26 protein-coding genes are annotated in these 25,411 nt (G+C 70.2%); 16 read left to right on the forward strand and 10 right to left on the reverse strand.

The window, feature by feature from the left end; genetic code table 11:
* The first annotated feature begins 411 nt into the window (after window positions 1–411).
* The 3 genes from ABZ808_RS21230 (at window position 412) to ABZ808_RS21240 (ending at window position 2,420) form a co-directional block, all read left to right on the forward strand.
* Window positions 412–948 carry a GtrA family protein gene (locus tag ABZ808_RS21230; RefSeq protein ID WP_357009562.1) on the forward strand — a complete coding sequence of 179 codons (537 nt, stop codon included), beginning with the start codon at window positions 412–414 and terminating at the stop codon, window positions 946–948.
* Between the two features lie 63 nt (window positions 949–1,011).
* Window positions 1,012–1,728 carry a GtrA family protein gene (locus tag ABZ808_RS21235; RefSeq protein ID WP_357009564.1) on the forward strand — a complete coding sequence of 239 codons (717 nt, stop codon included), beginning with the start codon at window positions 1,012–1,014 and terminating at the stop codon, window positions 1,726–1,728.
* Window positions 1,725–2,420 carry a MaoC/PaaZ C-terminal domain-containing protein gene (locus ABZ808_RS21240; protein ID WP_357009073.1) on the forward strand — a complete coding sequence of 232 codons (696 nt, stop codon included), beginning with the start codon at window positions 1,725–1,727 and terminating at the stop codon, window positions 2,418–2,420. Before ABZ808_RS21235 ends, ABZ808_RS21240 begins: the two co-directional genes overlap by 4 nt.
* A 37-nt stretch (window positions 2,421–2,457) precedes the next feature.
* Here the strand turns inward: ABZ808_RS21240 and ABZ808_RS21245 are convergent, their stop codons facing one another.
* Window positions 2,458–3,030, reverse strand: a complete 573-nt coding sequence (locus ABZ808_RS21245; RefSeq protein WP_357009076.1) for a PH domain-containing protein — start codon at window positions 3,028–3,030, stop codon at window positions 2,458–2,460.
* A 171-nt stretch (window positions 3,031–3,201) separates the two neighbouring features.
* Window positions 3,202–4,077, reverse strand: a complete 876-nt coding sequence (locus ABZ808_RS21250; protein WP_357009079.1) for a biotin--[acetyl-CoA-carboxylase] ligase — start codon at window positions 4,075–4,077, stop codon at window positions 3,202–3,204.
* Window positions 4,078–4,161: 84 nt separating this feature from the next.
* Between ABZ808_RS21250 and ABZ808_RS21255 the strand changes: the two genes are divergently transcribed.
* Entirely contained in the window at window positions 4,162–5,745 is a 1,584-nt protein-coding gene (locus ABZ808_RS21255) for an acyl-CoA carboxylase subunit beta (protein ID WP_357009082.1), read from the forward strand.
* Between the two features lie 23 nt (window positions 5,746–5,768).
* On the opposite strand, the gene ABZ808_RS21260 is transcribed toward ABZ808_RS21255, so the two are convergent.
* From ABZ808_RS21260 to ABZ808_RS21270, 3 genes are all read right to left on the reverse strand, one after another.
* Window positions 5,769–6,632 (reverse strand): hypothetical protein, encoded by an 864-nt coding sequence (locus tag ABZ808_RS21260; RefSeq protein WP_357009085.1) that lies wholly within the window; start codon window positions 6,630–6,632, stop codon window positions 5,769–5,771.
* Window positions 6,625–7,125, reverse strand: coding sequence for a SigE family RNA polymerase sigma factor (locus ABZ808_RS21265; RefSeq protein WP_357009087.1), 501 nt, complete (start codon window positions 7,123–7,125; stop codon window positions 6,625–6,627). The genes ABZ808_RS21260 and ABZ808_RS21265 overlap by 8 nt, the downstream gene beginning before the upstream one ends.
* A gap of 136 nt (window positions 7,126–7,261) precedes the next feature.
* Window positions 7,262–8,005 (reverse strand): M50 family metallopeptidase, encoded by a 744-nt coding sequence (locus ABZ808_RS21270; RefSeq protein ID WP_357009089.1) that lies wholly within the window; start codon window positions 8,003–8,005, stop codon window positions 7,262–7,264.
* Between the two features lie 100 nt (window positions 8,006–8,105).
* On the opposite strand from ABZ808_RS21270, the gene ABZ808_RS21275 reads away from it, so the two are divergent.
* Both ABZ808_RS21275 and ABZ808_RS21280 read left to right on the forward strand, forming a co-directional pair.
* Entirely contained in the window at window positions 8,106–8,651 is a 546-nt protein-coding gene (locus tag ABZ808_RS21275) for a Uma2 family endonuclease (protein ID WP_357009091.1), read from the forward strand.
* Window positions 8,652–8,776: 125 nt separating this feature from the next.
* The gene (locus ABZ808_RS21280; protein WP_357009094.1) at window positions 8,777–9,532 is read left to right on the forward strand and encodes a GH25 family lysozyme; all 756 of its coding nucleotides are present in this window, start codon (window positions 8,777–8,779) and stop codon (window positions 9,530–9,532) included.
* Window positions 9,533–9,642: 110 nt separating this feature from the next.
* Here ABZ808_RS21280 and ABZ808_RS21285 read toward each other — a convergent pair whose 3' ends face one another.
* The gene (locus tag ABZ808_RS21285) at window positions 9,643–9,876 is read right to left on the reverse strand and encodes a hypothetical protein (RefSeq protein WP_357009096.1); all 234 of its coding nucleotides are present in this window, start codon (window positions 9,874–9,876) and stop codon (window positions 9,643–9,645) included.
* Between the two features lie 88 nt (window positions 9,877–9,964).
* Entirely contained in the window at window positions 9,965–11,941 is a 1,977-nt protein-coding gene (locus ABZ808_RS21290; RefSeq protein ID WP_357009098.1) for a protein kinase, read from the reverse strand.
* A gap of 90 nt (window positions 11,942–12,031) precedes the next feature.
* Between ABZ808_RS21290 and ABZ808_RS21295 the strand changes: the two genes are divergently transcribed.
* The 6 genes from ABZ808_RS21295 to ABZ808_RS21320 all read left to right on the forward strand — a co-directional run bounded on the left by ABZ808_RS21295 (window position 12,032) and on the right by ABZ808_RS21320 (window position 16,888).
* Window positions 12,032–12,244, forward strand: coding sequence for an acyl-CoA carboxylase subunit epsilon (locus ABZ808_RS21295; protein ID WP_357009101.1), 213 nt, complete (start codon window positions 12,032–12,034; stop codon window positions 12,242–12,244).
* 86 nt (window positions 12,245–12,330) lie between these two features.
* Window positions 12,331–12,789 carry a hypothetical protein gene (locus ABZ808_RS21300; protein ID WP_357009104.1) on the forward strand — a complete coding sequence of 153 codons (459 nt, stop codon included), beginning with the start codon at window positions 12,331–12,333 and terminating at the stop codon, window positions 12,787–12,789.
* Window positions 12,786–14,153, forward strand: a complete 1,368-nt coding sequence (locus ABZ808_RS21305) for a hypothetical protein (RefSeq protein WP_357009106.1) — start codon at window positions 12,786–12,788, stop codon at window positions 14,151–14,153. Before ABZ808_RS21300 ends, ABZ808_RS21305 begins: the two co-directional genes overlap by 4 nt.
* Window positions 14,154–14,293: 140 nt before the next feature.
* Window positions 14,294–15,316 carry a S8 family serine peptidase gene (locus ABZ808_RS21310; protein ID WP_357009108.1) on the forward strand — a complete coding sequence of 341 codons (1,023 nt, stop codon included), beginning with the start codon at window positions 14,294–14,296 and terminating at the stop codon, window positions 15,314–15,316.
* Window positions 15,317–15,569: 253 nt separating this feature from the next.
* Window positions 15,570–16,238: a Maf family protein gene (locus ABZ808_RS21315; protein ID WP_357009110.1), complete on the forward strand. Its 669-nt coding sequence runs from the start codon at window positions 15,570–15,572 to the stop codon at window positions 16,236–16,238.
* Window positions 16,235–16,888, forward strand: a complete 654-nt coding sequence (locus tag ABZ808_RS21320; protein ID WP_357009112.1) for an O-methyltransferase — start codon at window positions 16,235–16,237, stop codon at window positions 16,886–16,888. Before ABZ808_RS21315 ends, ABZ808_RS21320 begins: the two co-directional genes overlap by 4 nt.
* Before the next feature lie 62 nt (window positions 16,889–16,950).
* On the opposite strand, the gene ABZ808_RS21325 is transcribed toward ABZ808_RS21320, so the two are convergent.
* The 3 genes from ABZ808_RS21325 to ABZ808_RS21335 form a co-directional block, all read right to left on the reverse strand.
* Window positions 16,951–17,706 carry an ABC transporter permease gene (locus ABZ808_RS21325; protein ID WP_357009116.1) on the reverse strand — a complete coding sequence of 252 codons (756 nt, stop codon included), beginning with the start codon at window positions 17,704–17,706 and terminating at the stop codon, window positions 16,951–16,953.
* Window positions 17,707–17,724: 18 nt separating this feature from the next.
* Window positions 17,725–18,684 carry an ATP-binding cassette domain-containing protein gene (locus ABZ808_RS21330; protein WP_357009119.1) on the reverse strand — a complete coding sequence of 320 codons (960 nt, stop codon included), beginning with the start codon at window positions 18,682–18,684 and terminating at the stop codon, window positions 17,725–17,727.
* Window positions 18,685–18,805: 121 nt separating this feature from the next.
* Window positions 18,806–19,417 carry a PadR family transcriptional regulator gene (locus ABZ808_RS21335; RefSeq protein WP_357009567.1) on the reverse strand — a complete coding sequence of 204 codons (612 nt, stop codon included), beginning with the start codon at window positions 19,415–19,417 and terminating at the stop codon, window positions 18,806–18,808.
* 148 nt (window positions 19,418–19,565) lie between these two features.
* On the opposite strand from ABZ808_RS21335, the gene ABZ808_RS21340 reads away from it, so the two are divergent.
* The 4 genes from ABZ808_RS21340 to ABZ808_RS21355 all read left to right on the forward strand — a co-directional run bounded on the left by ABZ808_RS21340 (window position 19,566) and on the right by ABZ808_RS21355 (window position 25,289).
* Complete coding sequence (locus tag ABZ808_RS21340) at window positions 19,566–21,317, forward strand: biotin carboxylase N-terminal domain-containing protein (protein WP_357009122.1); 1,752 nt, start codon at window positions 19,566–19,568, stop codon at window positions 21,315–21,317.
* A gap of 100 nt (window positions 21,318–21,417) precedes the next feature.
* Window positions 21,418–22,857 carry a GuaB1 family IMP dehydrogenase-related protein gene (locus ABZ808_RS21345; protein ID WP_357009125.1) on the forward strand — a complete coding sequence of 480 codons (1,440 nt, stop codon included), beginning with the start codon at window positions 21,418–21,420 and terminating at the stop codon, window positions 22,855–22,857.
* Between the two features lie 222 nt (window positions 22,858–23,079).
* A complete protein-coding gene (locus tag ABZ808_RS21350) occupies window positions 23,080–23,562 on the forward strand; it encodes a MarR family transcriptional regulator (protein WP_357009128.1) in 483 nt (160 codons plus the stop codon).
* On the forward strand, window positions 23,556–25,289 hold the full coding sequence (locus ABZ808_RS21355) for an ABC transporter ATP-binding protein (RefSeq protein WP_357009131.1): 1,734 nt from the start codon (window positions 23,556–23,558) through the stop codon (window positions 25,287–25,289). The genes ABZ808_RS21350 and ABZ808_RS21355 overlap by 7 nt, the downstream gene beginning before the upstream one ends.
* Window positions 25,290–25,411 lie beyond the last annotated feature (122 nt).

A 25,411-nucleotide genomic window follows, 5' to 3' on the forward strand; every position in this document is an offset into this window, starting at 1 on the left:
GATCTATGGGATGCACGAGACTCGGCGGCGCCGAATGCGTCGCCTTCGTGGAAACCTGGGATTGGCCTCAGCGTAAACCGGGCAGCCTTCCGAGTCAGTGGGACTGGTTGTGAAGAACTGCACAAGGTGCGGCTTCGCTGCGGTATCACGAGCTGATACCCGCTTTCCTGCGCAGTTTCACGCAAATCTTGTCGTGCACCCCGGCCGACGCGCGTTGCGGTCGGGCCGTGAACCCGCATCGCCGACCGGTTCGGGGATTCCCGTTCCAGGCCGCCTCAGTCCTGCGAATTGGTTACGCTGCGTTCAACGGCACGCACCCGGCGACAGGGCCGCATCAAGCGACGACGGCCGCTCGCGTTGCTACCCCTCCGACTGGTCCGCAGCCGGTAGGCTCGGCCCGTGGCCGCCACGATGACCGGGGAGCAACCGGGTCCCCGGCAGACCAGACCGGGTCTGGTCCGCGCACTGCTCGACCGTTTCGGTCACCTCGTCCGCGAGCTGAGCAAGTTCGCCACGGTCGGCGGGATCGCGTTCCTCATCGACTTCGCGCTGTTCAACTACCTGACGACCGCGCGTGGTGTCGAGCAGGTGACCGCGAAGACGATCTCCACGGTGATCGCGGCGACCTTCGCCTTCGTCGGCAACCGGTTCTGGACCTGGCGGCACCGCCAGCGCAGCAACCCGGCCCGCGAGTACGCGCTGTTCTTCTTCTTCAACGCGGTCGGCCTCGGCATCGCGGTGGCCTGCCTCGCGATCAGCCGCTACGGGCTCGGCAGCATCTGGCCGGCCGTCTTCCAGACACAACTGGCCGACAACCTCGCCAGTTTCGTGGTCGGCACGGGCCTCGGGACGCTGTTCCGATTCTGGTCCTACCGGCGGTTCGTCTTCGTCGAAGCGGGAACTCGGCCCGTTCCGCAGGCGGAGCACGACCGCGACCACGGGGCGTGACCTGCCGCCCACCTCGTCCGGCCGGTGACCGCCGGCTTCACCGACTGCCCTAAGGTGTTTCGCATGCGTCTTGTCCGTCTGCTGCCTGAGCGCTGGCAGAAGTTCATCAACGAGGCGCTCAAATTCGGCATCGTCGGTGGCATCAACACTGTCATCAATTACGCGGTGTTCAATGCCCTTGCACTTACCGTCTTTGCCGACGGTCAGCTGAAGGCGACCGTGATCGCGACCATCGTGGCGACGATCACGTCATATCTGATGAATCGCCATTGGACGTACCGGGATCGCCCGAAATCTGCGCTTCGGCGGGAGTACGTCCTGTTCTTCCTGTTCAACGCGACAGGCCTGCTCATCGAGCTGGGGGTGCTGGCTGCCGCCAAGTACGGCCTCGGCATGAACAGCCTGCTGGCGCTGAATCTGGCCAAGACCGTCGGTGTCCTGCTGGCCACGCTGTTCCGCTTCTGGTCGTACCGGACCTTCGTCTTCCAGCCCATCGCACCGGCCGAGGCCGACGAGAAGACCGCACCCACCTGGCACAGCATCCCGCGCGACGAGTGGGACACGATGGCCGAGATGGACCCGGTCGCCGAACTGGCCGAATCCGTCTCCGAGCTGGAAGAGGCGCAGTCCAGTGACCGCCCGGAGGCCGCACCCGGCCCGAACGGCGCCACTCCCACCCAGGGACGGCACACACCGATGACCGCGAGCCTCCCCGCAGACCTGTCCGCGGAACTCGCCGCGGATCTGCACGCCGGCACCCGCCGCGCGCCCCGCCGGTGACCACTCCCCACACCCGCTCCGGCACCGGGGCGCCCGCCGAGCTGTTCTTCGAGGACCTCGTTCCGGGGCTCACCGTCGATCTCGGTGTGGTGACCGTGGACGGCGACGAGATGGTGGCCTTCGCCCGTCGCTTCGACCCGCAGTGGTACCACGTCGACCCGGAGCTGGCCGGGGCGAGCCGGCACGGCGGGATGATCGCCAGCGGCTTCTACACGGTCAGCCTGTTCATGCGGGCGTACGTCGATCACCTGCTGTCCCGCGCGGCGGCCGACGCCTCCCCCGGCCTGGAGGAGCTGCGGTGGCTCGCCCCGGTACGCGCCGGGGACCGTCTCGCCGTCCGGGTGGATGTGATGGGCGCCCGGCCGTCGACGGCCCGCCCAGGGCTCGGCACCGTCAGCCTCACCGGCACCATGCTCCGCCTCGGCCCGGACGACCGGCCGGAGCAGGAGGTGCTGCGGACCCGCTTCCGTGGCTGGTTCGCCCTGCGCCCGGCCGAGGCCACGCCCGAGGCCGAACGCCCCGAATCCGGACCGGCGCCTGTCGCACGGCCCGAAAACGGACCCCGCGCGGCCGAACAGCCCGAAAACGGACCGGTGCCTGTCGCGCGGTCCGGGGCCGGAACCCACGAGGCCGGCCCGGCGCAGGTCGAAGGCTCCGACGCCGACCGGTCCGGGGCGGACCTGCCCCACTGACCGACCCGCCCCGGCACGATGGCCGGGGCGGTCGGGATCAGCTGGTGGGGTCGCGCAGCGGCTTGCCCTCGCGCATGTCGGCGAGGATGTCGCGCATCTCGCCGTCACCCAGCGAGTGCTTGTCGTGCTGCGCCTCGATCAGCTCGTACAGGGTGGTCTGCACCCGGCTGACCCCGGGCACGTCGACGAGCACCGACTGGCCGCGCTCGCCGGCGGACTCGATGGTGAGCGTGCCGCAACCGACCAGGCGCTCGATGAAGCGCTGGCTCATCGAGTGGTCGTTGACCCGGGTGAGCGGGAGGTCCCGCCGATCGCGGGAAAAGACACCGTGCTGCAACAGCACCCGCTCGTTGGTGAACAGGTAGTGCGTGGTGCGCCAGACCAGGAACGGCCACAGCCCGAGCCAGAGCACCGCGACCAGTGCGATCGCACCGATCACGGCCAGCGCGATCGAACCACCACCGCTCTGGGGCAGCCGGAGCACACCGACCACCACCGCGGCGATGGCCAGCACCAGCACCGCGATCGGCCGGATCAACGCCTTCCAGTGCGGGTGCAGGTGCAGCACGACATGCTCGTCCTCGGTGAGCACGTCTTCAGGAAACGCCACGGGAACCTCCAACGCCTTTTACTGACGCGCAGACCGTAAACCCCCCAAGGCTCACCACAACATCCGCCACGCGGCCCACCCCGAGTCTTCGCGATCTTGCAGTTGCTGCCCGGGCGGAACGGGCGAAAGCCGCAGGACGGCGACCGGAACTGCAAGATCGCGGAGGTGGGGTTAGCGCAGGTGGAGGACGTCGCCGGCGGCCAGGGCGCGGTCGCCGGTTGAGGTGGTTATCAGGAGCTGGCCAGTGGGGTCCACCCCGGTCGCGGTGCCGGTCAACTCGTCGCCGTTGGGGAGCAGGACGCGCACCTCGCGGCCGACCGTGGAGCAGGCCGCCACGTAGGCGTCGCGCAGGCCGCTGGCCACGGCGTCCCCGCCGGAGGATCGCCAGCGGTCGTACCAGTCGGCGAGGGAGCGCAGCAGGGCCCGCAGCAGCGGGTCCCGGTCGGTGGCCGCCGCGCCGGACAGTTGCAGCGAGGTCGCCGGCAATCCGGTCGGGTTCACCGGCAGCTCGTCGGCGCGCAGCGTCACGTTGAGGCCGATGCCGAGCACGATGGCCGGCGGCTGGGCCGGCGAACGCCCCGGCACCGCCTCGGCCAGCACCCCGGCGCACTTCGCGTCATTGATCAGCAGGTCGTTGGGCCACTTCAGGACGGCCTCCAGCTCGGCCAGCCGGGCCACCGCCTCGACCAGCGCTACGCCGGCCAGCAGCGGCAGCCACCCGTACCCCGTGGTGGGCACCGCCGGCCACCCACGCTCCGGCACGGCGTCTCCGGGCCGCAGCAGCACGCTGGTGGCGATCCCGGCCCGCGCCGGGGACTGCCAGATCCGGCCGCGCCGACCGCGCCCGGCGGTCTGCCGCTCGGCGACCACGACCAAGCCCTCCGGCTCGCCGGCCGCCGCCGCCTCGGCCACGTCCGCGTTGGTGGAGCCCGTCTCGGTGCGCAGTTCCAGCCGGGCCCACGGACCGTGCGGGGCGACCAGTGCGCGCCGCAGGCGGGCCGCCGACAGCGGCGGTCGGTCCAGATCGGTGTACGGGGAGCCCGGCATCCCGCCAGCCTACGGCGGTGGCCAACCCGGCAGTGAGGCGTACTGCACAGCCGCAAAGGCCTTAACCATCGTTATATTCCCTGGGTGACTACCGAGACCGGGACCAACATCCACAGCACTGCGGGCAAGCTGGCGGACCTGGAGCGCAGGGTCGACGAGGCGGTGCACGCCGGTTCGGCTCGCGCGGTCGAGAAGCAGCACGCACGCGGTAAGAAGACCGCCCGCGAGCGGATCGAGATGCTGCTCGACGAGGGCTCGTTCGTCGAGCTGGACGAGCTGGCCCGGCACCGGTCCACCGCCTTCGGGCTGGAGAAGAACCGCCCGTACGGCGACGGGGTGGTCACCGGCTACGGCACGGTCGACGGCCGGCAGGTGTGCGTCTTCGCCCAGGACTTCACGGTCTTCGGTGGCTCGCTCGGCGAAGTCTTCGGCGAGAAGATCGTCAAGGTGATGGACCTCGCCATGAAGATCGGCTGCCCGGTGGTCGGCATCAACGACTCCGGTGGGGCGCGCATCCAGGAGGGCGTGGTCTCGCTCGGCCTCTACGGTGAGATCTTCTTCCGCAACGTCCGGGCCTCCGGCGTCATCCCGCAGATCTCGTTGGTGATGGGGCCCTGCGCCGGCGGTGCGGTCTACTCTCCCGCGGTCACCGACTTCACCGTGATGGTCGACCAGACCTCGCACATGTTCATCACCGGCCCGGACGTGATCAAGACGGTGACCGGCGAGGACGTCGGCATGGAGGAGCTGGGTGGGGCTCGCACCCACAACTCGCGCAGCGGCAACGCGCACTACCTCGCCACCGACGAGGAGGACGCGGTCGACTACGTCAAGGCCCTGCTGTCGTACCTGCCGTCGAACAACCTCGACGAGCCGGTGGTCGTCGAGAGCCCCGCCGAGCTGGAGATCAGCGACGAGGACCGCGAACTGGACACGCTCATCCCGGACTCGGCCAACCAGCCGTACGACATCCAGACGGTGATCGAGCACGTCCTCGACGACGGGGAGTTCCTGGAGGTCCAGCCGCTCTACGCGCAGAACATCGTGGTCGGCTACGGGCGCGTCGAGGGGCGGCCCGTGGGCGTGGTGGCCAACCAGCCGATGCACTTCGCCGGCACCCTGGACATCGCCGCCTCCGAGAAGGCCGCCCGGTTCGTCCGCACCTGCGACGCGTTCAACATCCCGGTGCTGACCTTTGTGGACGTGCCCGGTTTCCTGCCCGGCACCGGCCAGGAGTGGGACGGCATCATCCGCCGGGGCGCCAAGCTCATCTACGCGTACGCCGAGGCGACCGTTCCCAAGGTCACCGTGATCATCCGCAAGGCGTACGGCGGGGCGTACGACGTGATGGGCTCCAAGCACCTCGGCGCGGACCTGAACTTCGCCTGGCCGACCGCGCAGATCGCGGTGATGGGCGCACAGGGCGCGGTGAACATCCTGTACCGCTCGGACCTGGCCGGCGCCGATGACCCGGCGGCGGTCCGGGCCGAGAAGATCGCCGAGTACGAGGACACGCTGGCCAACCCGTACGTGGCCGCCGAGCGCGGGTACATCGACGCGGTGATCCCGCCGCACGAGACGCGCACGCAGATCGTCCGGGCGCTGCGCGTCCTGCGCACCAAGCGCGAGACCCTCCCGCCGAAGAAGCACGGCAACATCCCCCTCTGACCGTGCCCCGGGCCGGCTCGCGGTCAGCAGGAGGGGATGGCGGCGGCGCACATTCGCTGGGCCGCCGCTCGGCCGAGCGCCTCGAATTCCGCGTCGCTGAGGGTCAGGTCGGAGCCGGGCACCAGCACCGTGACCAGGTCACCCACCCGGACCACGAGGGTCATGTCGACCCGTCCGGTGGGCCGGAGCTTGATCCCGGCGGGCGGGCCGAGCGGGGCGTACGGCACGTGTCGCACCAGAATCGAGTCGTCGCCGGCGAAATCGCTCGCCGCCATCTCCCAGGCGTGCGCGATCTCGGCCGACGTCGTCTCGCCGTCGACCACGATGGACCCGGAGTACCGCCACTCGCGGCAGGCGTTCAGCAGGCTTCTCAGCTGGGCGAAGAGCTGCCCACTCGCCCCCGGATCGAGCCGGTAGACGTCCTGGCTGAGCTCGGCCCGCACCGGCCCGCCGCCGTCCCTCGTCGGCGACAGGAGGGTCTGCGACCGCGAGTAGCGGGAGTACGCGCGCACCTCCGGCAGGCCACGGTCGTCACCGCACCTCTGCAGCACCGGGTCCAACCGTACGAGCTCACCGAGGCCGGCATCGCCCAGCTGCACGCCGGTAACGACGGGGACCTCGCTCGGCGTCAGCAGCGACTCCTGCGGGATGTCCGCGGTGGCCATGGTCCCGACTGGTTTCGGCACAGCCGTCTCGGGCGGAGTCGCCGCTCGCTCCGTCAGGGCGTACGCCGGACCGGTCACCGCCGCGAGCACCGCGACCGCCGCCAGCGCGGCCGTACGCCTGCTGCGTCGCCGGGCCCTGGCCCGGATCTCCTGCGGCTCCGGCCACCGCACGTCGCTCAGGTCCCGGTGGACCCGTTCGACGAATGTCGGGTCGTCACGCATCGGTTGCCTCCTCCAGGTCAGAGACGGCGAGCAGACCGGCGAGCGCGGCGCGCCCCCGGGAGAGACGGGCCTTGACCGTGCCCACCGGGGCCTCGGTCTCCCGGGCCACGTCGGCGACGGGCATGCCGACCAGGTAGTACAGGGCGATGGCGGTGCGTTGCTCCTCGGGCAGCCGACGCAGCGCGGCGACCACCTCGACGGTGTCGGTGCCCGGCCCGGGGACGGCTTCGACGGCACCGTGCCGCAGGTACGCGCGGGCGCGACTGCGCAGGCTGCGCCACCGGCTGACCGCGATCCGGCTGGCCACCACCCGTACCCACGCCTCGGGGTCGTCGTATCGACTGACCGTCGACCAGCGCTGCCAGGCCCGGATGTACGCCTCCTGCACGGCGTCCTGCGCCTCGACCCGATCGCCGGTCAGCGCGTAGACGAAACCGAGCAGCCGCTGCCGGCTCCCGCGGTAGAACTCGTCGAACCCGTCGACGTCCGGCACCCGCTACCTCCCCGTGTCGGTCGCAGGGAACACGCGCCGGGACGGCCCCTCGGTTGCCCCGGTAACCCGCTCATCTTGGCCAGGGCCGGCCTCCCTCTGCCCGCCGGGCGGCCCCGCGCCCTTCCGGCGGATGGGGTCAGATGGTCAGGCCGGCGTCGGTGAGGATCGGGCCGGCCAGCAGGAGCGCGCCCGTGACCAGGGCGGCCAGGTTGACCAGGGCGAAGAGGACCACCCAGAAGAACGCCGGGAACGGGGTCAGCCCGGCGAGTTGGTCGGCGTCGGAGGCGGGCATCCGGCCACGCGAGCGCAGCCGTTGCAGCTCGACCACCGGCCGCAGCCCGCCGAGCAGCAGGAACCACACCCCGGCGTACGCGAACGCGGCCTGTACCTGCGGCGTGGCGTACCACGAGACGGCGAGCACCAGTGCGCCGGTGACCAGCAGCGACACCACCCCGAAGACGTTGCGGATCATGATCAGCATGGCGAGCAGCAGAACCACCGCGACCCAGAGCAGCAGGGTGATCCGGTTGCCGCCGAGCAGCCAGGCGCCGGCCAGCCCCACCAGCGGTGGGGCGACGTAACCGGCGAGCAGGGTGAGGATCATGCCCGGTCCGGTGGGTCGGCCGGCGGAGAGCGTCAGACCCGAGGTGTCCGAGTGCAACCGGATACCGCGCAACTTACGGCCGGTGAGCAGGGCGACCAGCGCGTGCCCGCCCTCGTGCGCGATGGTGATCGCGTTGCGGGCGATCCGCCACGGCAGCCGGGTGGACACCACCACCAGCGCGACGGCGGCGGTGATCAGCACCAGCAGTGGGGGCGGGTCCGGCTGTGCGCCGAACAGCGTGTCCCACAGGTCGCCCAGCCCGTCGATCGACATCATGGGGCGCGAGCCTACCGGCGGCTTCCGTGTCGCTTCCGAGGCACCGGCTCGTATCCTGTGAGACTGAGCAGGTGAGTTCCGAAGCGGAAGGCGGACGCCGATGAGCGCGGCACCCCTTGAACCACATGTCGGGTTGTGGACCGAGGACGATTACTTCGCCCTCGGGGAGACCGCGGACCGGATCGAGCTGCTCGACGGGAGCCTGATCGTGAGCCCTGCTCCAAGCAAGCGGCACCAGTTGGTGTCGCGCCGTCTGGCCAACCACATCGAGGTCGCAACAGACAACCTCCTCGTCTTCGAGGCGGTCAACGTACGACTCGGGGTGGACCGGATCGCCATCCCGGACGTGGTCGTCGCGGACACCGACGACGAGGGCACGGTGGTGGAGGCCGCTGAGGTGGCGCTGGTCTGCGAGATCGTCTCGCCGGGTAACGCCGCCGCGGACCGGCTGGTCAAGATGCAGCTCTACGCCATCGCGCGAATCCCGTGGTACCTGCTGGTCGAGCAGGACGGCGACGGTCACTCGCTGCGGCTGTACCGGCTGGACGGCGAGCACTATGTCGAGGACCAGGTGGCCAAGCCCGGCGAGACGCTGACCCTCGTGGAGCCGTTCCGCTGGCAGCTCGACCCGGCCGCTCTGCGCTGATCCGTCCCACCGCAGTTTCCGGGGGCCACCGACACCCGTCGATGAAAGTTTCTTTCTATAGGTCTTGTGATCTAGGGCATTTAACTCCAAAGATGGGCGTCAATAGACCGTCCTTGGAGGCACTCATGGCCCGTACCAGATCACCGCTGCGCCGCGTGCTCGCGGCCGGCCTCACCGTCCTCGCCACCGCGGCGGCGGCCCTGGTCGCGACCGCCGGACCGGCGGCCGCGGCAACCACGCCCGGCATCGACGTGTCCCGCTACCAGGGCTCCATCAACTGGACAAGCGTCCGCAACGCCGGCATCCAGTTCGCCTTCATCAAGGCGACCGAGGGCACCAGCTACAAGGACCCGAACTTCAACGCGAACTACGTCAACGCGTACAACGCCGGGGTGATCCGCGGCGCGTACCACTTCGCCCGCCCGAACATCTCCGCCGGCTCGACCCAGGCCAACTACCTGGCCTCCAACGGCGGCGCGTGGTCGGCGGACAGCCGCACCCTGCCGGCGGCGCTGGACATCGAGGGCAACCCGTACAGCGGCGGCTACTGCTACGGCCTCAGCACGACCGCGATGCGCAACTGGGTGCAGGACTTCCTGAACACCTACCGCTCCCGCACCGGCCGGTACGCGGTCATCTACACCACCACGAGCTGGTGGAACCAGTGCACCGGCAGTTGGACCGGCCCGTGGGCCAACCACCCGCTGTGGCTGGCCCGCTGGGCGAGCGCACCGGGCACGCTTCCGGCCGGCGCACCGGTGTGGAGCTTCTGGCAGTACACCAGCACCGGCGCCGTCTCCGGGATCAGCGGCAACGTGGACCGCAACTACTGGAACGGGGACCGGAGCCGGCTGATCGCGTTGGCCAACAACACGGCCTGACCCGGCCACCCCGCCTGACTTTCCTGGGGGAGGCGGTTGGCGGCAGCGGGATCGGCTGTCACCGTACGGTCGACAATCGGTCCTGCTGCCGCCATTTCGCAGGTACGGGGTCAGGCTCGCCGCCGGCTCATCGCCGGCGCCACCACCGGAGCGTCCTCACGGGCCAGGGCTGGCCGCCGGCTCAACCGCCAGGCGGCCACCCCGCAGACGGCCACGGTCGCGACGCTGAGCAGGGCGACGACCGCCGGCATTCCCACGCTGACCAGCAGCAGGACCACATCGCCGAGCGCGACGAGCATCCACAGTGCCAGCCGGGGCCGAGCGTCCCTCCGTCGGTAACCCATGTCGCACCTCCTTCCGTCGTCGGAGGTCAGATACCCCGAACGACGCAAGGTCATGCGAAACCATTTCGCCTGGCGCGAATCCCGTAGGTCAGTCCTTGCGGTCGGGCACGAAGCCCGTGGCGATCCGGTCGAAGTTCGGCAGGTTGGCCTGCCAGTCCTTCTCCGCGATCTCCCACCGCAGGGCGTAACCCCGGTTGCTGGCCGTCACGAACCCGCGGTTACGGACGTGGATGCGTTGCCCGTCGCGGGTCTCCAGCCACTCCCAGTCCGCGCAGGTCTTCCAGAAGTCGCACCGCTTGATGCCGAGATTCTGATAGTTGTTCACGAGCTTCCGGCGGTCCGGTTCGATGCTCTGCCAGTCCGCGTAGGCGTCCTTCTTCGGCGTCGGGGTCCACTGGACCAGCAGCTCACCCGGCCCGTTGGCCTCCTCGAAGACGACCGTGTTGCCGTCGGGCTGGCTGCGCACCCATCCGTCCGGTATCGGCAGGGCGAAACCGGTCGGGTCCCTGTGTAGCTTCCAACCCGCCGGCAGCGCGTTCGGGTCGACCGACGGCGTGGCCGACGGCGTCGGACTGGGCGCGCCCGTGGTCGGCGGAGGCACGGCGGGAGCGGACGTCGGCGCCGGCTCGGACGCCGCGGCAGCCCCGGTCGGCTCGGCCTGCGGAGTGTCCTCGTCCTTACCGCCGAGCTGCGGCACGATCACCGCGAGACCGATCAGCAGCAGGGCCACCACGGCCCCGATCAGCAGGTTGCGTCGGGTGTTGTTCGGCTTCGTGCCGTCCGGCGGCGGCACCGCCGCCCGCCCCGCCGGACTGGCCGGGGGCATCAGCGACGTCGGCGTCGACGGCTTGCGCTGCTCCGGCGCCACCGGCGGACCGTCCACGACCGTCGGCTCGTCGTCGCCGTTCGTCGTACCGTCACCGGTGTTGTCGCTCGCGGCCGCGAGCTTCGCAGTCGGGGCGGCGTCGGACGCGGCCGGACCGTCGATCGTCGCGGTCGGCTCGGACGGCACCAGGGCGGTCGGGTCGGCGTCCGCACCGGACGCGACGACAGCCGTCGGCGTGGCATCGGCGGCAGGGGTCGCGGCGGCGGGCGACGCAGCGGCGGCGAGCGGCGGCGGCGGCACCGATCGGTCGGCGGTCTCCTCGGCGGGTCGCGGCACCGGCACGTGTGGCGGGCGCGCTTCACGCGGACCGTTCGGCCCCGGCCGGCGTACGCCATCCAGCAGCGAGATGCCGCGCGAACGCCGACCACCGGCGCGGCGCAGCATCCGCTCCGCCACCTCGGCGGTGATCCGCTCGTTCGGGTCCTTGCGCAGCAGCCCGTTGAGCACCGGCTTGAGCGGGCCGGCGTTCTTCGGCGGCGGCATCGGCTCGGTGGCCAAGGCAGCCAGCGTGGAGATGGCCGACGGCCGCGCGTACGGCGACTTGCCCTCGACCGCCGCGTACAGCGTCGCGCCCAGCGACCACAGGTCGGCCTCCGGCCCGGCGGTGCCCTCCCGGGCCCGCTCCGGCGAGATGTACGCCGGCGAACCGAGCACCATGCCGGTGCGGGTGACGTTGGGATCGCCCGGGATGGTGGCGAGGCCGAAATCGGTCAACACCACCCGGCCGTCGTCGCCGAGCAGCACGTTGCCGGGCTTGACGTCGCGGTGCATGACGCCCGCCTTGTGGGCCGCGTTGAGCGCACCCAGCACGCCGAGCCCGATCTCGACCGCGCGGGCCGGCGAGACAGGCCCGTCCTCGGCGAGAGTGTCCTGCAACGACTTCGACGCCACGTACTCCATGACGATCCACGGGTCGCCGTCCGTGCGCAGCACGTCGAAGATGCGTACCACGTTGATGTGGTTGAGCCGGGCGATGGCCCGCGCCTCGCGCAGCGAACGCTCCCGCATCTCGCGGCGTTCCTCGTCGGTGAGGCCGGGCGGCGGCACCAACTCCTTGATGGCGACGTCCCGGTGCAGCACCTCGTCGCGCGCCTTCCACACCCGGCCCATGCCGCCCTGGCCGAGCGGCGACAGAAGCCGGTATCGGTCAGCGACGAGTTGGGGAAGCGCGTTCGACATCGCTGAGACGGTACCCGGACCCGCCGACGGTCACACCGCCGGCACGCCACTGTGCGCTTCCCGTAACTTCGGGCCGCGTACCCTGGCGGCATGTCTGCCGAAGAGCCGTTGTTCCGGGTCGTTCGCGGCGTGCCAACCGCCGAGGAACTGGCCGCCCTGGTGGGCGCGATCGTCGTCCGATCCCGCCCGGCCGCCGCCCCGGCCCGCGCGACCGCGTCCAACTGGGCACGCAGCGCACGACCGACCGGCACGACGCTCTCCGCCGGACCCGGCGCGTGGCGCACCGCCGGCCTGCCCCGCTGACCTACCCCCCGGGACAGGGCTGCCAGAGGGGCTTTCAGCCGTTAACCTCACTCAGGGAAACGGTGCCGTGACGGTAGGGAGGATCGATGATCCCCGAGGAGGACCGGCCAGCGCCCTGGCTACGCGAGTACGGCGGCATCGAGGCCGATATCCGACAGCTTCGGGAGTTCGCCGACCGGCTCGCCGCCGAGGTCCAACGCAACTACGCGCCCCACCTGTCGTACATCGCCGACGACATGTCCGCGAAGGTGCCCAACCCCTGCGACGCCTTCGTCGAACTGGTCACCTTTCTGCACGCACACCACGAGACGCAGCAGGCCACCACCGACATGGTGTACGCCGTCCGAGGCGCCACCGGCCACCTCGCCGCCGTCGCCAACCGGGTCGCCACCCAGTACGCCGACACCGACGCCTTCTCCGCCGCCCGCGCGACCGACGTCCAGCGGGCCCTCGCCGACCCCGGCACCGTCCTGCCCGGCGGCCGGACCCCGACCCTGACCGACCCCACCGGCCCCGCCAGCGAGAGGCCGGTGGTCCTACCGTGATCGAACGGGGCGGCGGCCGCACCTCCGGCCACACCAACTGGCAGCTGATGGACGTCAACAGCATGTGGGCGTGCCTGCAGGACCACGACACCACCAACCACTGGAAGCAGGTCGCCGGCTGGCGCAAGGTCTGCGACCTGGCCCAGATCCACCTCGGCCGCCTCCAGGAATACCGTCGCGGCCTCGCCGAAGCCTGGCCACCCGAGACCAGCGCCGCCTCCGGCACGTACCTCGCCCAACTCGACGAACTGATCGACAAGGTGCGGCACACCCACGACGCCGCCGCCGCGAACTACACCGCGCTGTCCGCCGCAACCCAGGCCATCGGCACCACCCGCGCCCGACTCCGCAAGATCCACGAGGAGTACGCGGCCAAGCTCCAACAGAAGCAGGCGTACGAGGCCACCGCCGCCGATCCCAAGGCGATCATGGGTAATCGGGCCACCGCGCCACCGGTGACCGACGTCGAGCTGGAGCGACTGAACGCACAGGCACGGGCGATGATGTTCAACCTGAGCGGCGAACTCCAACAAGCCCAAGCCACCCTCCAAAAACCCCCACCACCGCCGCCCCGACAATCCGGCAAAGACATCTCGAATTCAGACGCATACGGCACTGCGTCCGCGCCTACCATTCCGCCGATCCTTCCGGTGCCCATTCCGGCAACAACAGCCAAAGGTAATACCCCAGCCAAGCTGGCATCGAGTAGCGCAGGCCCTGCACCAACGCCAACGGCGCCCGGACTCGGCCCCATTCTTGGCGGGACCGGGATCGGCCCCAATCCGCCAAGCACGACTTTGCCGACACCCGTATCGCCACCATCTACGCCGTCCGGGCCGACGCTCGCATATCCACCTCCACCTCCTGCACCCAAAGCGATTCGGGGGCAAGGAGGCTGGACCGGCGCCCTGAACTCCAATAGGCCCGATCAGTTATCTCGATCTGCGTCTGCGGACCCGCTTCGCGGGATGCCACCAGGCGGACTTATCGGAGGCACACCCACACCCCCCCGCACCGACGCGAGCGCCAATTCGCCACGTCGAGTTAATCCGATTGGAGGCGTAATCGGAGGTGGCGGGGCCGGAACGACACCTACCGGCGGGGCCGGGTCCCGCCCCTCAGGAGGAAGAGGCTTTTCCGGCGCACACGGACTGCCTCCGATCGGCGGAGCGCCGGGTCTGGGACAGCCTGGATTGATGGGCGGCACCGGTCGCGCCGGCAGGCGTGACGGACACACAACGGAGCCAAATCGTTGGGATCCGGACAATCCTTGGAGCACCGAGCAGGGGGTTGACCCAATTGTCCGGCCCCCTGAAGACGATGGCCCAATAGACCCGGGTCCAGCCATCGGTATTGGCCGGTGAGCCCGCCAGGAATCCATGCCACCCTGACGATAATCACGTGCATCGCGACGACCTTCGGGTCGAGCATGTCAATTGCGGCCTCGACAACTGTGACGCCCTCCAGCAAAAATCCTAGTTTAATTCGGGCAGATCAGTGGCACTTGGTTTCACTTGAGACCGATAAGGCGCTGGACGTTAGTCGAGGCGACGGCATCATAGTGGCGATACCTGACACCGGCGTCTATCCGCATCCCGACTTGGCGCGAAACCTTCTTCCGGGCACCGACATTATCGGCGGCGGAAGCGGAGATGGCCATGCCGATCAGAATAGCCATGGCACCGGCATGGCAGGGCTCATCGCCGCGCACGGCCAAGGCGGCAATCAGGGAGCCCGAGGGATCGCACCGGAAGCCAAGATCTTGCCGATCATGTCGTCTGGTGTCGACAACCGCAGCAGAGCAGACGACCTGGGAAAGGCAATAGAATATGCAATCTCCTCAGGCGCTGACATCATCAGCATTTCGAGCGCGGGCAGCCCCAGCCCCAGCCTAAGACGTGCGATCACGGCGGCGATATCTGCAAATATTGTTGTGGTGGCCGCTGCGGGCAACCGCCCTGCCGACTCCGAGGTTGGCTATCCAGCAAGTGAGGATGGCGTCCTCGCCGTCGGTGGCGTTGATAGAAGGGGAAATCACGCGGCGGTCGCAGTTGCCGGGCCGGAGATTGATGTGGTTGCACCAGCCGTCGATATCTACAGCACGAGCATCGATGGCAAGTACCGCAAAGGCACCGGCACCTCTGACGCGACGGCGATTGTTGCGGGGGCGGCGGCTTTGATCAGATCGAAGTATCCCCACCTGCCCGCGCAGGAGGTGGCGCACCGACTCACGGCTACAGCCGTCGACAAGGGTCCGCCCGGGCGGGACGACGAGTACGGCTATGGGGTTATCGACCTCGTCGCGGCCCTGACGGCAGACGTACCCCCGTTGGGGTTTGAATCGGTGAGCGCTCCGGCCGGGGGTGGCGCGAGCACGACGGCCGGTGCTCGGCCGGGCGATGACGATGGGGCGACCGTACGTGGCCTGGCCACTCTCGGCGTGATCGTGGCCGCCGGTGTCGGATGGGCGCTGGTGCTGCGCCGTCGGCGTCATGGCGACGATCCACCGCCCCGGATCAGTCGCTGACGCAGTGATCGCCTCGGGTTCCTTGATGTCGCGGTGTCCTGGGCTGTGGGATGGCCCGACTTCATTGATCCCGAGTGGACCAACACCGTTCGACGGGCCTGACAGGGGTGATCGACACGAGGTCGGCGATGTGGGGGTGTCGCGGGCCTGGGATAGCGCGATATCGGCGATATGGAGTTGATCATGGGGGCTGGGCTGCGGAACGGCGGCTGCGGAGCAGCGGTGGTGAGTCGGGAGGCGGTAACGTCGGGTGGTGTCTGAATCTCTGCCGCTCCGCCTCGTGCTCGCTTCGGCGAGCCCTGCCCGACGTAAGTCCCTCCAGGCCGCCGGCATCGAGCCGGACGTGCTGGTCAGCGGGGTGGACGAATCGCTGGTGGTGACCGACCGGGCTGAGGATCTGTGCCTGGAGTTGGCTCGACTCAAGGCGCAGGCGGTGTTGACCCGACTGAGCCCTGGCGCCGATCAGCGGACGCTGGTGATCGGGTGCGACTCGGTGCTCGCGTTCGACGGGGAGATCCTCGGCAAGCCGGCCGATCCGGCGGACGCCACCCGGCGGTGGCAGCGGATGCGAGGGCGTAGCGGCGTCCTGCACAGCGGGCACTGCCTGATCGACGTCGCGGCCGGACGGCGCGCGGAGGCGGTCGCCTCGACGACCGTCCACTTCGCGGACATCAGCGACGACGAGATCACCGCGTACGTGGCCAGCGGGGAGCCGCTGGCGGTGGCCGGCGCGTTCACCATCGACGGGTTGGGCGGGCCGTTCGTGGAGCGGATCGAGGGTGACCCGGGGACGGTGGTCGGCCTGTCGATGCCCCTGCTGCGTCGCCTTCTCGCCGAGTTGGGCCTACAGATCACCGACTTGTGGACAAAGGTCGCGCCGGGCGGTCAGACGGTCGAATCGATCGGTACCGTCCGGTCATGACCACCAAGTCGATCCCGCTCACCGACGAGCTGCACACGTACCTGGTCGCGCACGGTGCCCCACCGGACGAGATCATCCGCGACCTGGCCGAGGAGACCCGGTCGGTGCTGCCGGAGCACGCGACCATGCAGGTGGCACCGGAGCAGGCCGCGTTCCTGACCTTCCTGACCCGGCTGCTCGACGTACGGCAGGCGGTCGAGGTCGGCACGTTCACCGGGCTGTCGTCGCTGGCGATCGCCCGCGGGTTGCCCGAGGGTGGCCGGTTGACCTGCTTCGACATCTCCGAGGAGTTCACCGGCATCGCCCGGCGTTACTGGGATCGGGCCGGCGTGCAGGACCGGATCGACCTGCGGATCGGCCCGGCCGGCGACCGGCTGCGGGAGCTGCCGCACGAACGTCACCTGGACTTCGCGTTCATCGACGCGGACAAGACGGGATATCCGGTCTACTGGGCGGAGCTGGTGCCCCGGATGCGGCCGGGCGGTGTGATCGCCGTTGACAATGTGCTGCGCGGCGGCCGGGTTATCGCCCCGCAGGACGCCAACGACCGGGCCATCGCCGCCTTCAACGACGAGGTCCTCGCCGACGTACGGGTGGACCCGGTGATGCTGCCGATCGCGGACGGCCTGACCCTCGCGCGGGTGCACTGAGGGGCGCCACCACACGGCTATCGGGGTGCCCCGACGACGGAGGGCACCCCGAGAACCGAGCGTCAGCGGACGCTTCGGGCGAACTGGCGGGCCGCCCAGAAGACACCCAGGGCGGCGAGTACGGCGGTGATGGTGAGGCCCTGCCAGACCTTGTCGCTGCCCAGGTCGCCGGCGAACAGCGCGCGGGTGCCATCGACCGCCCAGGAGAACGGGTTCCAGTCGGCGATGCCCTGGAGCCAACCGGGTGCGAAGGTCAGCGGCAGCAGGATGCCGGAGAGCAGCAGTACGGGCTGCGCGACGGTGTTCATCAGCGGGGCGAGCGCGTCCTCACTCTTGACCTTGAGCGCGACGCCGTACGAGACGGCCGAGGTCATGAGCGCGATCAGGGCGAGCATCAGGTATGCCAGCAGCAGGTCACCGAGGAACACCCGCAGGTCGAACAGGAGCGCCAGCAGGGTGATGATGACCGCCTGCACGAGAAGTGAGACCACGTCGCGTAGCGAACGGCCGAGCAGCAGGGCGAGCCGGCTGATCGGGGTGACCCGGGAGCGTTCGATGACGCCGGCACGCAGCTCGGCGATCAGGCCGAAGCCCTGGAACAGGCCGCCGAAGATGGCCAGCAGCACCAGCAGACCGGGTACGAAGATCTTGTAGGCGGCGGCCTGGGTGGGCGCGTTGAGTGCCGGCTTGAGCAGCGGGGCGAAGAGCAGCAGGTACATGACCGGCTGGAACACGCCGACGAAGACCCAGACCGGGTTGCGTAACAGGAGTTGGGTCTGGCGCTGGAAGATCAGCCACGTGTCACGGGCGAATTTCATGAGTCGTCTCTCCGGTGGTCAGGACTCGCGCAGCGAGCGGCCGGTCTTGGTGAGGAAGACGTCGTCCAGGCTGGGCCGGTGCAGCTCGATCGAGCGCAGCTCCAGCCCGGCGTGGTCGAGTCGGCGCAGCACCTGCGGGATGACGGTGGCGCCCTCGTCGACGTAGAGACGCAGGCCGCCCTCGTCTGCGGTCTCCAGCTTGTTGACGTACGGCTCGCCGTCGAGCGCCTTGGCGGCCTGCGGGGTGGCGGCCAGGTCGAGGCCGACCAGCACCACGTCGCCGGAGATCTCCCGCTTGAGCTCGGCGGGGGTGCCCTCGGCGACGACCTCGCCGTTGTCCATGATCGCGATGCGGTCGCAGAGCGCGTCGGCCTCGTCGAGGTAGTGCGTGGTGATGAAGACGGTCATCCCGTCGCTGCGCAGCCGCCGGATCTCGTCCCACATGTGCGCGCGGCTCTGCGGGTCGAGGCCGGTGGTCGGCTCGTCCAGGAAGACGACCTTCGGCTCGTGGATGATGCCGAGCGCGATCTCCACCCGCCGTCGCTGGCCGCCGGAGTACGTCTTGCACTTGCGGTCGGCGTACTCGGTCAGTTGGAAGGCCGCCAGGGCGCGGGCGGCGCGCTGCTGCGCGTCGGCCTTGCTGATGCCGTACATCCGGGCGTGCAGCACCAGCTCCTCGCGGGCGGTGGACTCGTCCCAGGTGCTGCCACCCTGCGGGACGTAGCCGATCCGGCGGCGCACCTCGGCGGGAGATTTGCGCAGGTCGGCGCCGGCGATGGTGGCGTCGCCGCCGTCGGGCTCGATGAGGGTGGCGAGCATCCGCAGGGTGGTGGTCTTGCCGGCGCCGTTGGGGCCGAGGAAGCCGAAGATCTCGCCCTCGGCGACCTTGAGGTCGACACCGCGTACGGCGTCCACCGTCTTCGTCTCTCGACCCGCGCGGGAGCGGAACGACTTCCGCAGCCCCCTGGTCTCGATCATCTCTGCTCCTGGTCGTTCGGGCCGGTAGAGCCGGCTGCCGAGTGGGACCACGCCGGACGGCGCACTCCCCCGCTGTGCCGTCTGCAGGCTAACGAGATATAACTCTGGTAGTCAACGTTGATTATGTCGCGTTTGGCTCGGGCCGCTCTTCGCCGTCCGTCCATCCCGACCAACCATCCGCGCTCTCCAGCTCAGCAGGCAGGTACGACACTCCGGACTCGACGCGTTCCGCGATTCGCTCGCACCAGCTCAGCTCCGCCTCGGCGCGCTCGGACCAGAGTTCGAGCATCCAACTGACATGCACCGGCTTGGCGTTGCGGATCCAGTCCGACTCGAGCGAGGCACGCATCGAGGCGGCGTTGGCGCGCAGCAGGTTGGCCCGGTTGCGCAGGGCAGCCGCCGCCTCGGATCGCGGCATCGCGGGCAGGAAGGAGAACGCCGCCGAGAACGGGTCGAGCGGCTCCGAGAGGCCCCACCAGAGGTTGCGGAGCAGCGTCTCGAACTCGTCCTCACCCTTGGCGGTCACCTCGTAGGTCGTACGGGCCGGGCGGCCACCGACCTGCTCGGTCGCAACGGCCCGCAGCAGCTCCTCCTCGGTGAGCTTGCGCAGGGCGTGGTAGATCGAGCCGGGCTGCACGTTCGCCCACTTGTCGGCACCCCAGCTCAGCAGCTCACGGCGCACGTCGTAGCCGTGCACGGGCTGCATCCACCGCACCAGCCCGAGGATCATCATCCGAGTCGCAGACACCGGATAAGCGTAATAGACAAGTTTGATTAGGGCGCTGCGGCCACAGTGCGGCATCCCACACTGAGCGACCGTTAGGGTGGGCAGGGTGACCGCTAAACTCCCGGTCAGTAACCTGCCGGGAGGAGTCACAAAGGTGCGCAAGGTACTCATTGCCAACCGCGGCGAGATCGCCGTCCGGGTTGTCCGCGCCTGCCGTGACGCCGGTCTGGGAAGTGTCGCGGTGTACGCGGACTCCGACCGCGACGCCCTGCACGCCACCCTCGCGGACGAGGCGTACGCCCTCGGCGGGGACAGCGCGACCGACACGTACCTGCGCATCGACAAGCTGCTCGACGTCGCCGCCCGGGCCGGCGCCGACGCCGTACACCCGGGTTATGGCTTTCTCAGCGAGAACGCCGACTTCGCCCAGGCGGTCATCGACGCCGGCCTGACCTGGATCGGCCCCACCCCGCAGGCGATCCGCGACCTGGGCGACAAGGTCACCGCCCGGCACATCGCCCAGCGCGCCGGCGCTCCGCTGGTCCCCGGCACCCCGGACCCGGTGGCCAGCCCGGACGAGGTGATGGCGTTCGCCGTCGACCACGGCCTGCCGGTCGCCATCAAGGCCGCCTTCGGTGGCGGCGGGCGCGGGCTCAAGGTGGCCCGCACGATGGAGGAGATCCCCCAACTCTTCGAGTCGGCCACCCGGGAGGCGGTCGCGGCGTTCGGCCGTGGCGAGTGCTTCGTCGAGCGCTACCTGGACCAGCCGCGGCACGTCGAGGCGCAGGTCCTCGCCGACCAGCACGGCAACGTCATCGTGGTGGGCACGCGGGACTGCTCGTTGCAGCGACGCCACCAGAAGCTGGTCGAGGAGGCGCCCGCGCCGTTCCTCACCGACGCCCAGCGGGCACAGATCCACGACAGCGCCAAGGCGATCTGCCGCGAGGCCGGCTACCACGGTGCCGGCACGGTGGAATACCTGGTCGGCGTGGACGGCACCATCTCCTTCCTGGAGGTCAACACCCGACTCCAGGTCGAGCACCCGGTCACCGAGGAGACCGCCGGCATCGACCTGGTCCGCGAGCAGTTCCGGATCGCCGACGGCGAGAAGCTGCGGATCACCGAGGACCCGACGCCGCGCGGGCACTCCATCGAGTTCCGGATCAACGGCGAGGACCCGGGCCGCAACTTCCTGCCCGCCCCGGGCACGGTCACCGCGCTGCGGCTACCCACCGGCCCGGGGGTGCGGGTCGACACCGGCATCTCGGCCGGCGACGTGATCGGCGGCAACTTCGACTCGCTGCTGGCCAAGGTGATCATCACCGGTGAGACGCGCGCCGAGGCGCTGGAGCGCGCCCGCCGCGCGCTGGACGAGATGGTGCTCGACGGCATGGCCACCGCGCTGCCGTTCCACCGGCTCGTGGTGCGGGACGAGGCGTTCACCGCCGAACCGTTCACCGTGCACACCCGGTGGATCGAGACCGAGTTCCACAACACCGTGCCGCCGTTCGCCGCCGCCGCCGGCACCGCCGAGGCGCCAGCCGAACGCGAGACCGTCGTGGTCGAGGTGGGCGGCAAGCGCCTTGAGGTCAGCCTCCCCGCCGGCTTCGGCGGGGGTACGACCGCAGCCGCACCCGCCACCCGCAAGCCGACCCGGCGTGCCGGTGGCGCCAAGGCTGGCGCGGCGATCGGCGGCGACGCGCTCACCTCACCGATGCAGGGCACCATCGTCAAGATCGCGGTTGCCGACGGTGACACCGTGGCTGAGGGTGACCTGGTCGTGGTGCTGGAGGCGATGAAGATGGAGCAGCCGCTGCACGCCCACAAGGCGGGCACGGTCAGCGGGCTCGCCGCCGAGGTCGGCGCGGTCATCACTGCCGGCGCTTCCATCTGCACCATCGCCTGACGGCCCCTTACTGGCGCTTCATCCGCGACGGGCGGGCGCGGCGGGGTGGTTTGCGGCAGCGACGTGGGCGTGGGCGGTCGGGGGCGGGAATGATGGCCGGGTGCGTTTCCTTCACGGCGCGGTTCCCGCGCACGACCTGACCTACACCGACGTCTTCATGGCGCCGGCCCGCTCCGACCTCGGTTCCCGGCTCGACGTCGACCTGTCCACCGGCGACGGCACCGGCACCACCATTCCGCTGGTGGTGTCCAACATGACGGCGGTCGCCGGGCGGCGGATGGCCGAGACGGTGGCCCGGCGGGGCGCGATCACGGTGATCCCACAGGACATCCCGATCGAGGTGGTCGCGAACGTCGTCGCCTGGGTCAAGCAGCGGCACCTGGTCTACGACACGCCGATCACCCTCGGCCCGACCGAGACCGTCGGCGACGCCATCCACCTGCTGCCGAAGCGTTCGCACGGTGCGGTGATCGTGGTCGACGAGGCCGGTCGGCCGGTGGGCGTGGTCACCGAGGCGGACACCGTGGGGGTGGACCGGTTCGCCCAACTGCGGCACGTGATGTCCACCGAGCTGCACACCGTGCCGGCGGACGCGGACCCGCGTACCGGCTTCGACCTGCTCTCCGCCGGCCGACGCCGGCTCGCGCCCGTGGTGGACGCCGACGGCCGGCTGGTCGGGGTGCTGACCCGCAAGGGCGCGCTGCGCGCCACCCTCTACACACCTGCGGTGGACGACCGGGGTCGGTTGCGCATCGCCGCGGCGGTCGGGATCAACGGGGACGTCACCGGCAAGGCTGCCGCGCTGCTGGAGGCCGGAGTGGACACGCTGGTCGTGGACACCGCGCACGGTCACCAGGCACGGATGATCTCCGCGCTGCGGGCGGTCCGGAAGCTGGACCCGGGCGTCCCGGTGGCGGCCGGCAACGTGGTCACCGCCGAGGGGGTACGCGACCTGGTCGAGGCGGGCGCCGACATCATCAAGGTCGGCGTCGGGCCGGGCGCGATGTGCACGACGCGGATGATGACCGGTGTGGGCCGCCCGCAGTTCTCCGCCGTGCTCGACTGCTCGGTGGCGGCCCGGGAACTGGGCCGGCACGTCTGGGCCGACGGCGGCGTACGCCACCCGCGCGACGTGGCTCTCGCACTGGCGGCCGGCGCCTCGAACGTGATGATCGGTTCCTGGTTCGCCGGCACCTTCGAGTCGCCCGGTGACCTGTACACCGACGCCGACGGCCGGCGTTACAAGGAGAGCTTCGGGATGGCCTCGGCTCGGGCGGTCAGCGCCCGTACCGCCGACGACAGCCCGTACGACCGGGCCCGCAAGGCGGTGTTCGAGGAGGGCATCTCCTCGGCCCGGATGTACCTGGACCCGGCCCGGCCCGGCGTCGAGGACCTGATCGACGAGATCATCGCCGGGGTCCGCAGCGCCTTCACCTACGCGGGCGCACGGGACCTGACGCAGTTCCACGAGCGGGCCATCGTCGGCGTACAGAGCGCCGCCGGCTTCACCGAAGGAATGCCCCTACCCACCAGCTGGTAACCCGCCCGCCCCGCCCGTTCCCCGCCCCGCCCCCGCCCGCTCCTCGCCCCACCCCCGCGTCGATCATGGAGTTGTGGTGCCTCGCAAAAGGGGCACGGCTGGGCGAAACGCCCACCACGACTCCATGATCGACGCGGGGGAGGAGGGGGCGCGGGCGGCGTGGCGCGGGGGTCTGTGGGAAATCGTTTGGAGCCTGACTATCAGGGAGCTAACCTGCTCTCCGTGCAACTCATCACGCTCCAGGACGCGCCGATCGGCCGGCTGCTGGTGGTGGCCGGGCACCTCGTCGGGCAGCGGTGGAACCGCTACCTCGCCGAGGACCACGGCCTCACCCAGGCCGGCATGGTGACGCTGATGACGCTCGCCCGACACGGCGAACTGCCGCACCGGCAGGTGGCCGAGCGGTGCTTCGTCCGCCCTGCCACCCTCACCGGCATCGTGGACACGCTGGCCCGTGACGGACTGGTCGAGCGGCAACGCGACGACAACGACCGACGCAGCGTCCGCCTCGCCATCACCCCCGCCGGGCGGGAGCGGGTGGCCGCGCTCAGTGCCCTGATGCACTCCGGACGGCCGCTCACCTCCATCGACGCCGACCCGGCGAAGGCGCAGGTGATCCGCGAGTTCCTGCTCGAGGTCATCGCCAGCGCGGACGACCCGCCGATGAGCGGACGCCCCACCGAACCAAAGGACTCGGCGTGCTGATCCGACTGTTACGCGGTCAACTGGGCACCTACCGGCGACCGTTGCTGGCGGTGGTGCTGCTCCAGTTCGTGGGCACCATGGCCTCGCTCTACCTGCCCAGCCTCAACGCGGACATCATCGACCAGGGCGTGGCCCGGGGCGACACCGACTACATCGTGCGGACCGGCGGCTGGATGCTGCTGGTCAGCCTGATCCAGATCATCTGCTCGATCGCCGCGGTCTACCTGGGCGCGCGGGTCGCCATGGGCTTCGGCCGTGATGTCCGCGCCAGGCTGTTCGGGCACGTCAACCGCTTCTCCGCCCGCGAGGTGGCCCGGTTCGGGGCGCCGTCGCTGATCACCCGCAACACCAATGACGTGCAACAGGTGCAGATGCTCGTGCTGATGAGCTGCACCATGCTGGTCGCCGCGCCGATCATGAGCGTCGGCGGTGTGGTGATGGCGCTGCGGGAGGATATCGGGCTCTCCTGGTTGATGCTGGTCAGCGTGCCGGTGCTGGCCATCGCGCTCAGCTCGATCATCCGCCGGATGGTGCCGGGCTTCCGGCTCATGCAGACCCGGATCGACACGGTCAACCGGGTGCTGCGCGAGCAGATCACCGGCATCCGGGTGGTCCGCGCGTTCGTCCGCGAGCCGTACGAGACGGACCGCTTCGCCGTCGCCAACGCCGACCTGACCGCCACCGCCCTGCGTACCGGCCGGCTGATGGCGATGATCTTCCCGGTGGTCATGCTGGTGCTGAACGTCTCCAGCGTGGCGGTGCTCTGGTTCGGCGCGCAGCGGGTGGACGGCGGCGCGATTCAGATCGGCGCGCTCACCGCCTTCCTCCAGTACCTGATGCAGATCCTGATGGCCGTGATGATGGCGACCTTCATGCTGATGATGGTGCCCCGCGCCGCGGTCTGCGCCGAGCGGATCATCGAGGTGCTGGACACCGACTCGTCGGTGGTCCCCGCCGCCGAGCCGGTCACCGAGTTGCCCACCCGCGCCGAGTTGGAGCTGCGTGGGGTGCGTTTCCAGTACCCGGGCGCCGTCGACCCGGTGCTGCGGGACATCTCCTTCCGGGCCACCCCGGGCACCACCACGGCGATCATCGGCAGCACCGGCGCCGGCAAGACGACCCTGCTGTCACTCATCCCCCGCCTGGTCGACGTCACCGGTGGCGCGGTGCTGGTCGACGGCGTGGACGTACGGGAGATGGCACCGGACGAGCTGTGGCGGCGGATCGGCCTGGTGCCGCAGCGGCCGTACCTGTTCACCGGCACGGTCGCCAGCAACCTGCGCTACGGCAACCCGGACGCCACCGACGAGGAGCTGTGGACGGCCCTGGAGATCGCCCAGGCCCGGGACTTCGTGGCCCAGATGCCCGGCGGCCTGGACGCCCCGATCGCCCAGGGCGGCAGCACGGTCTCCGGTGGGCAGCGGCAACGCCTGGCCATCGCACGGGCGCTGGTCCGCCAGCCGGAGATCTACCTCTTCGACGACTCGTTCTCCGCGCTCGACCTCGGCACCGACGCGCGGCTGCGGGCGGCACTGCGTCCGGTCACCGCGCAGTCCGCGGTGGTCATCGTGGCCCAGCGGGTCTCCACCATCGTCGACGCCGACCAGATCATCGTTCTTGAGGACGGAGGGGTCGTCGGAGTGGGACGACATGCGGAGTTGTTGGAGACCTGTCCGACGTACGCCGAGATCGTGGCCTCCCAGCAGACGGCGGAGGTGACGGCGTGAGCGAGCCCGACGAGCGGCGGACCGCGGCCGTACCCACGCAGAAGCCGGCCGGCGACACGCGGACGCCGGCTGCCGGCGGCGACGCGCCGACACCGAAGCGGCTGCCTCCGGGCCGCCCGGCC

Source organism: Micromonospora sp. NPDC047527 (assembly GCF_040643015.1).
Taxonomy (GTDB): Bacteria; Actinomycetota; Actinomycetes; order Mycobacteriales; family Micromonosporaceae; genus Micromonospora.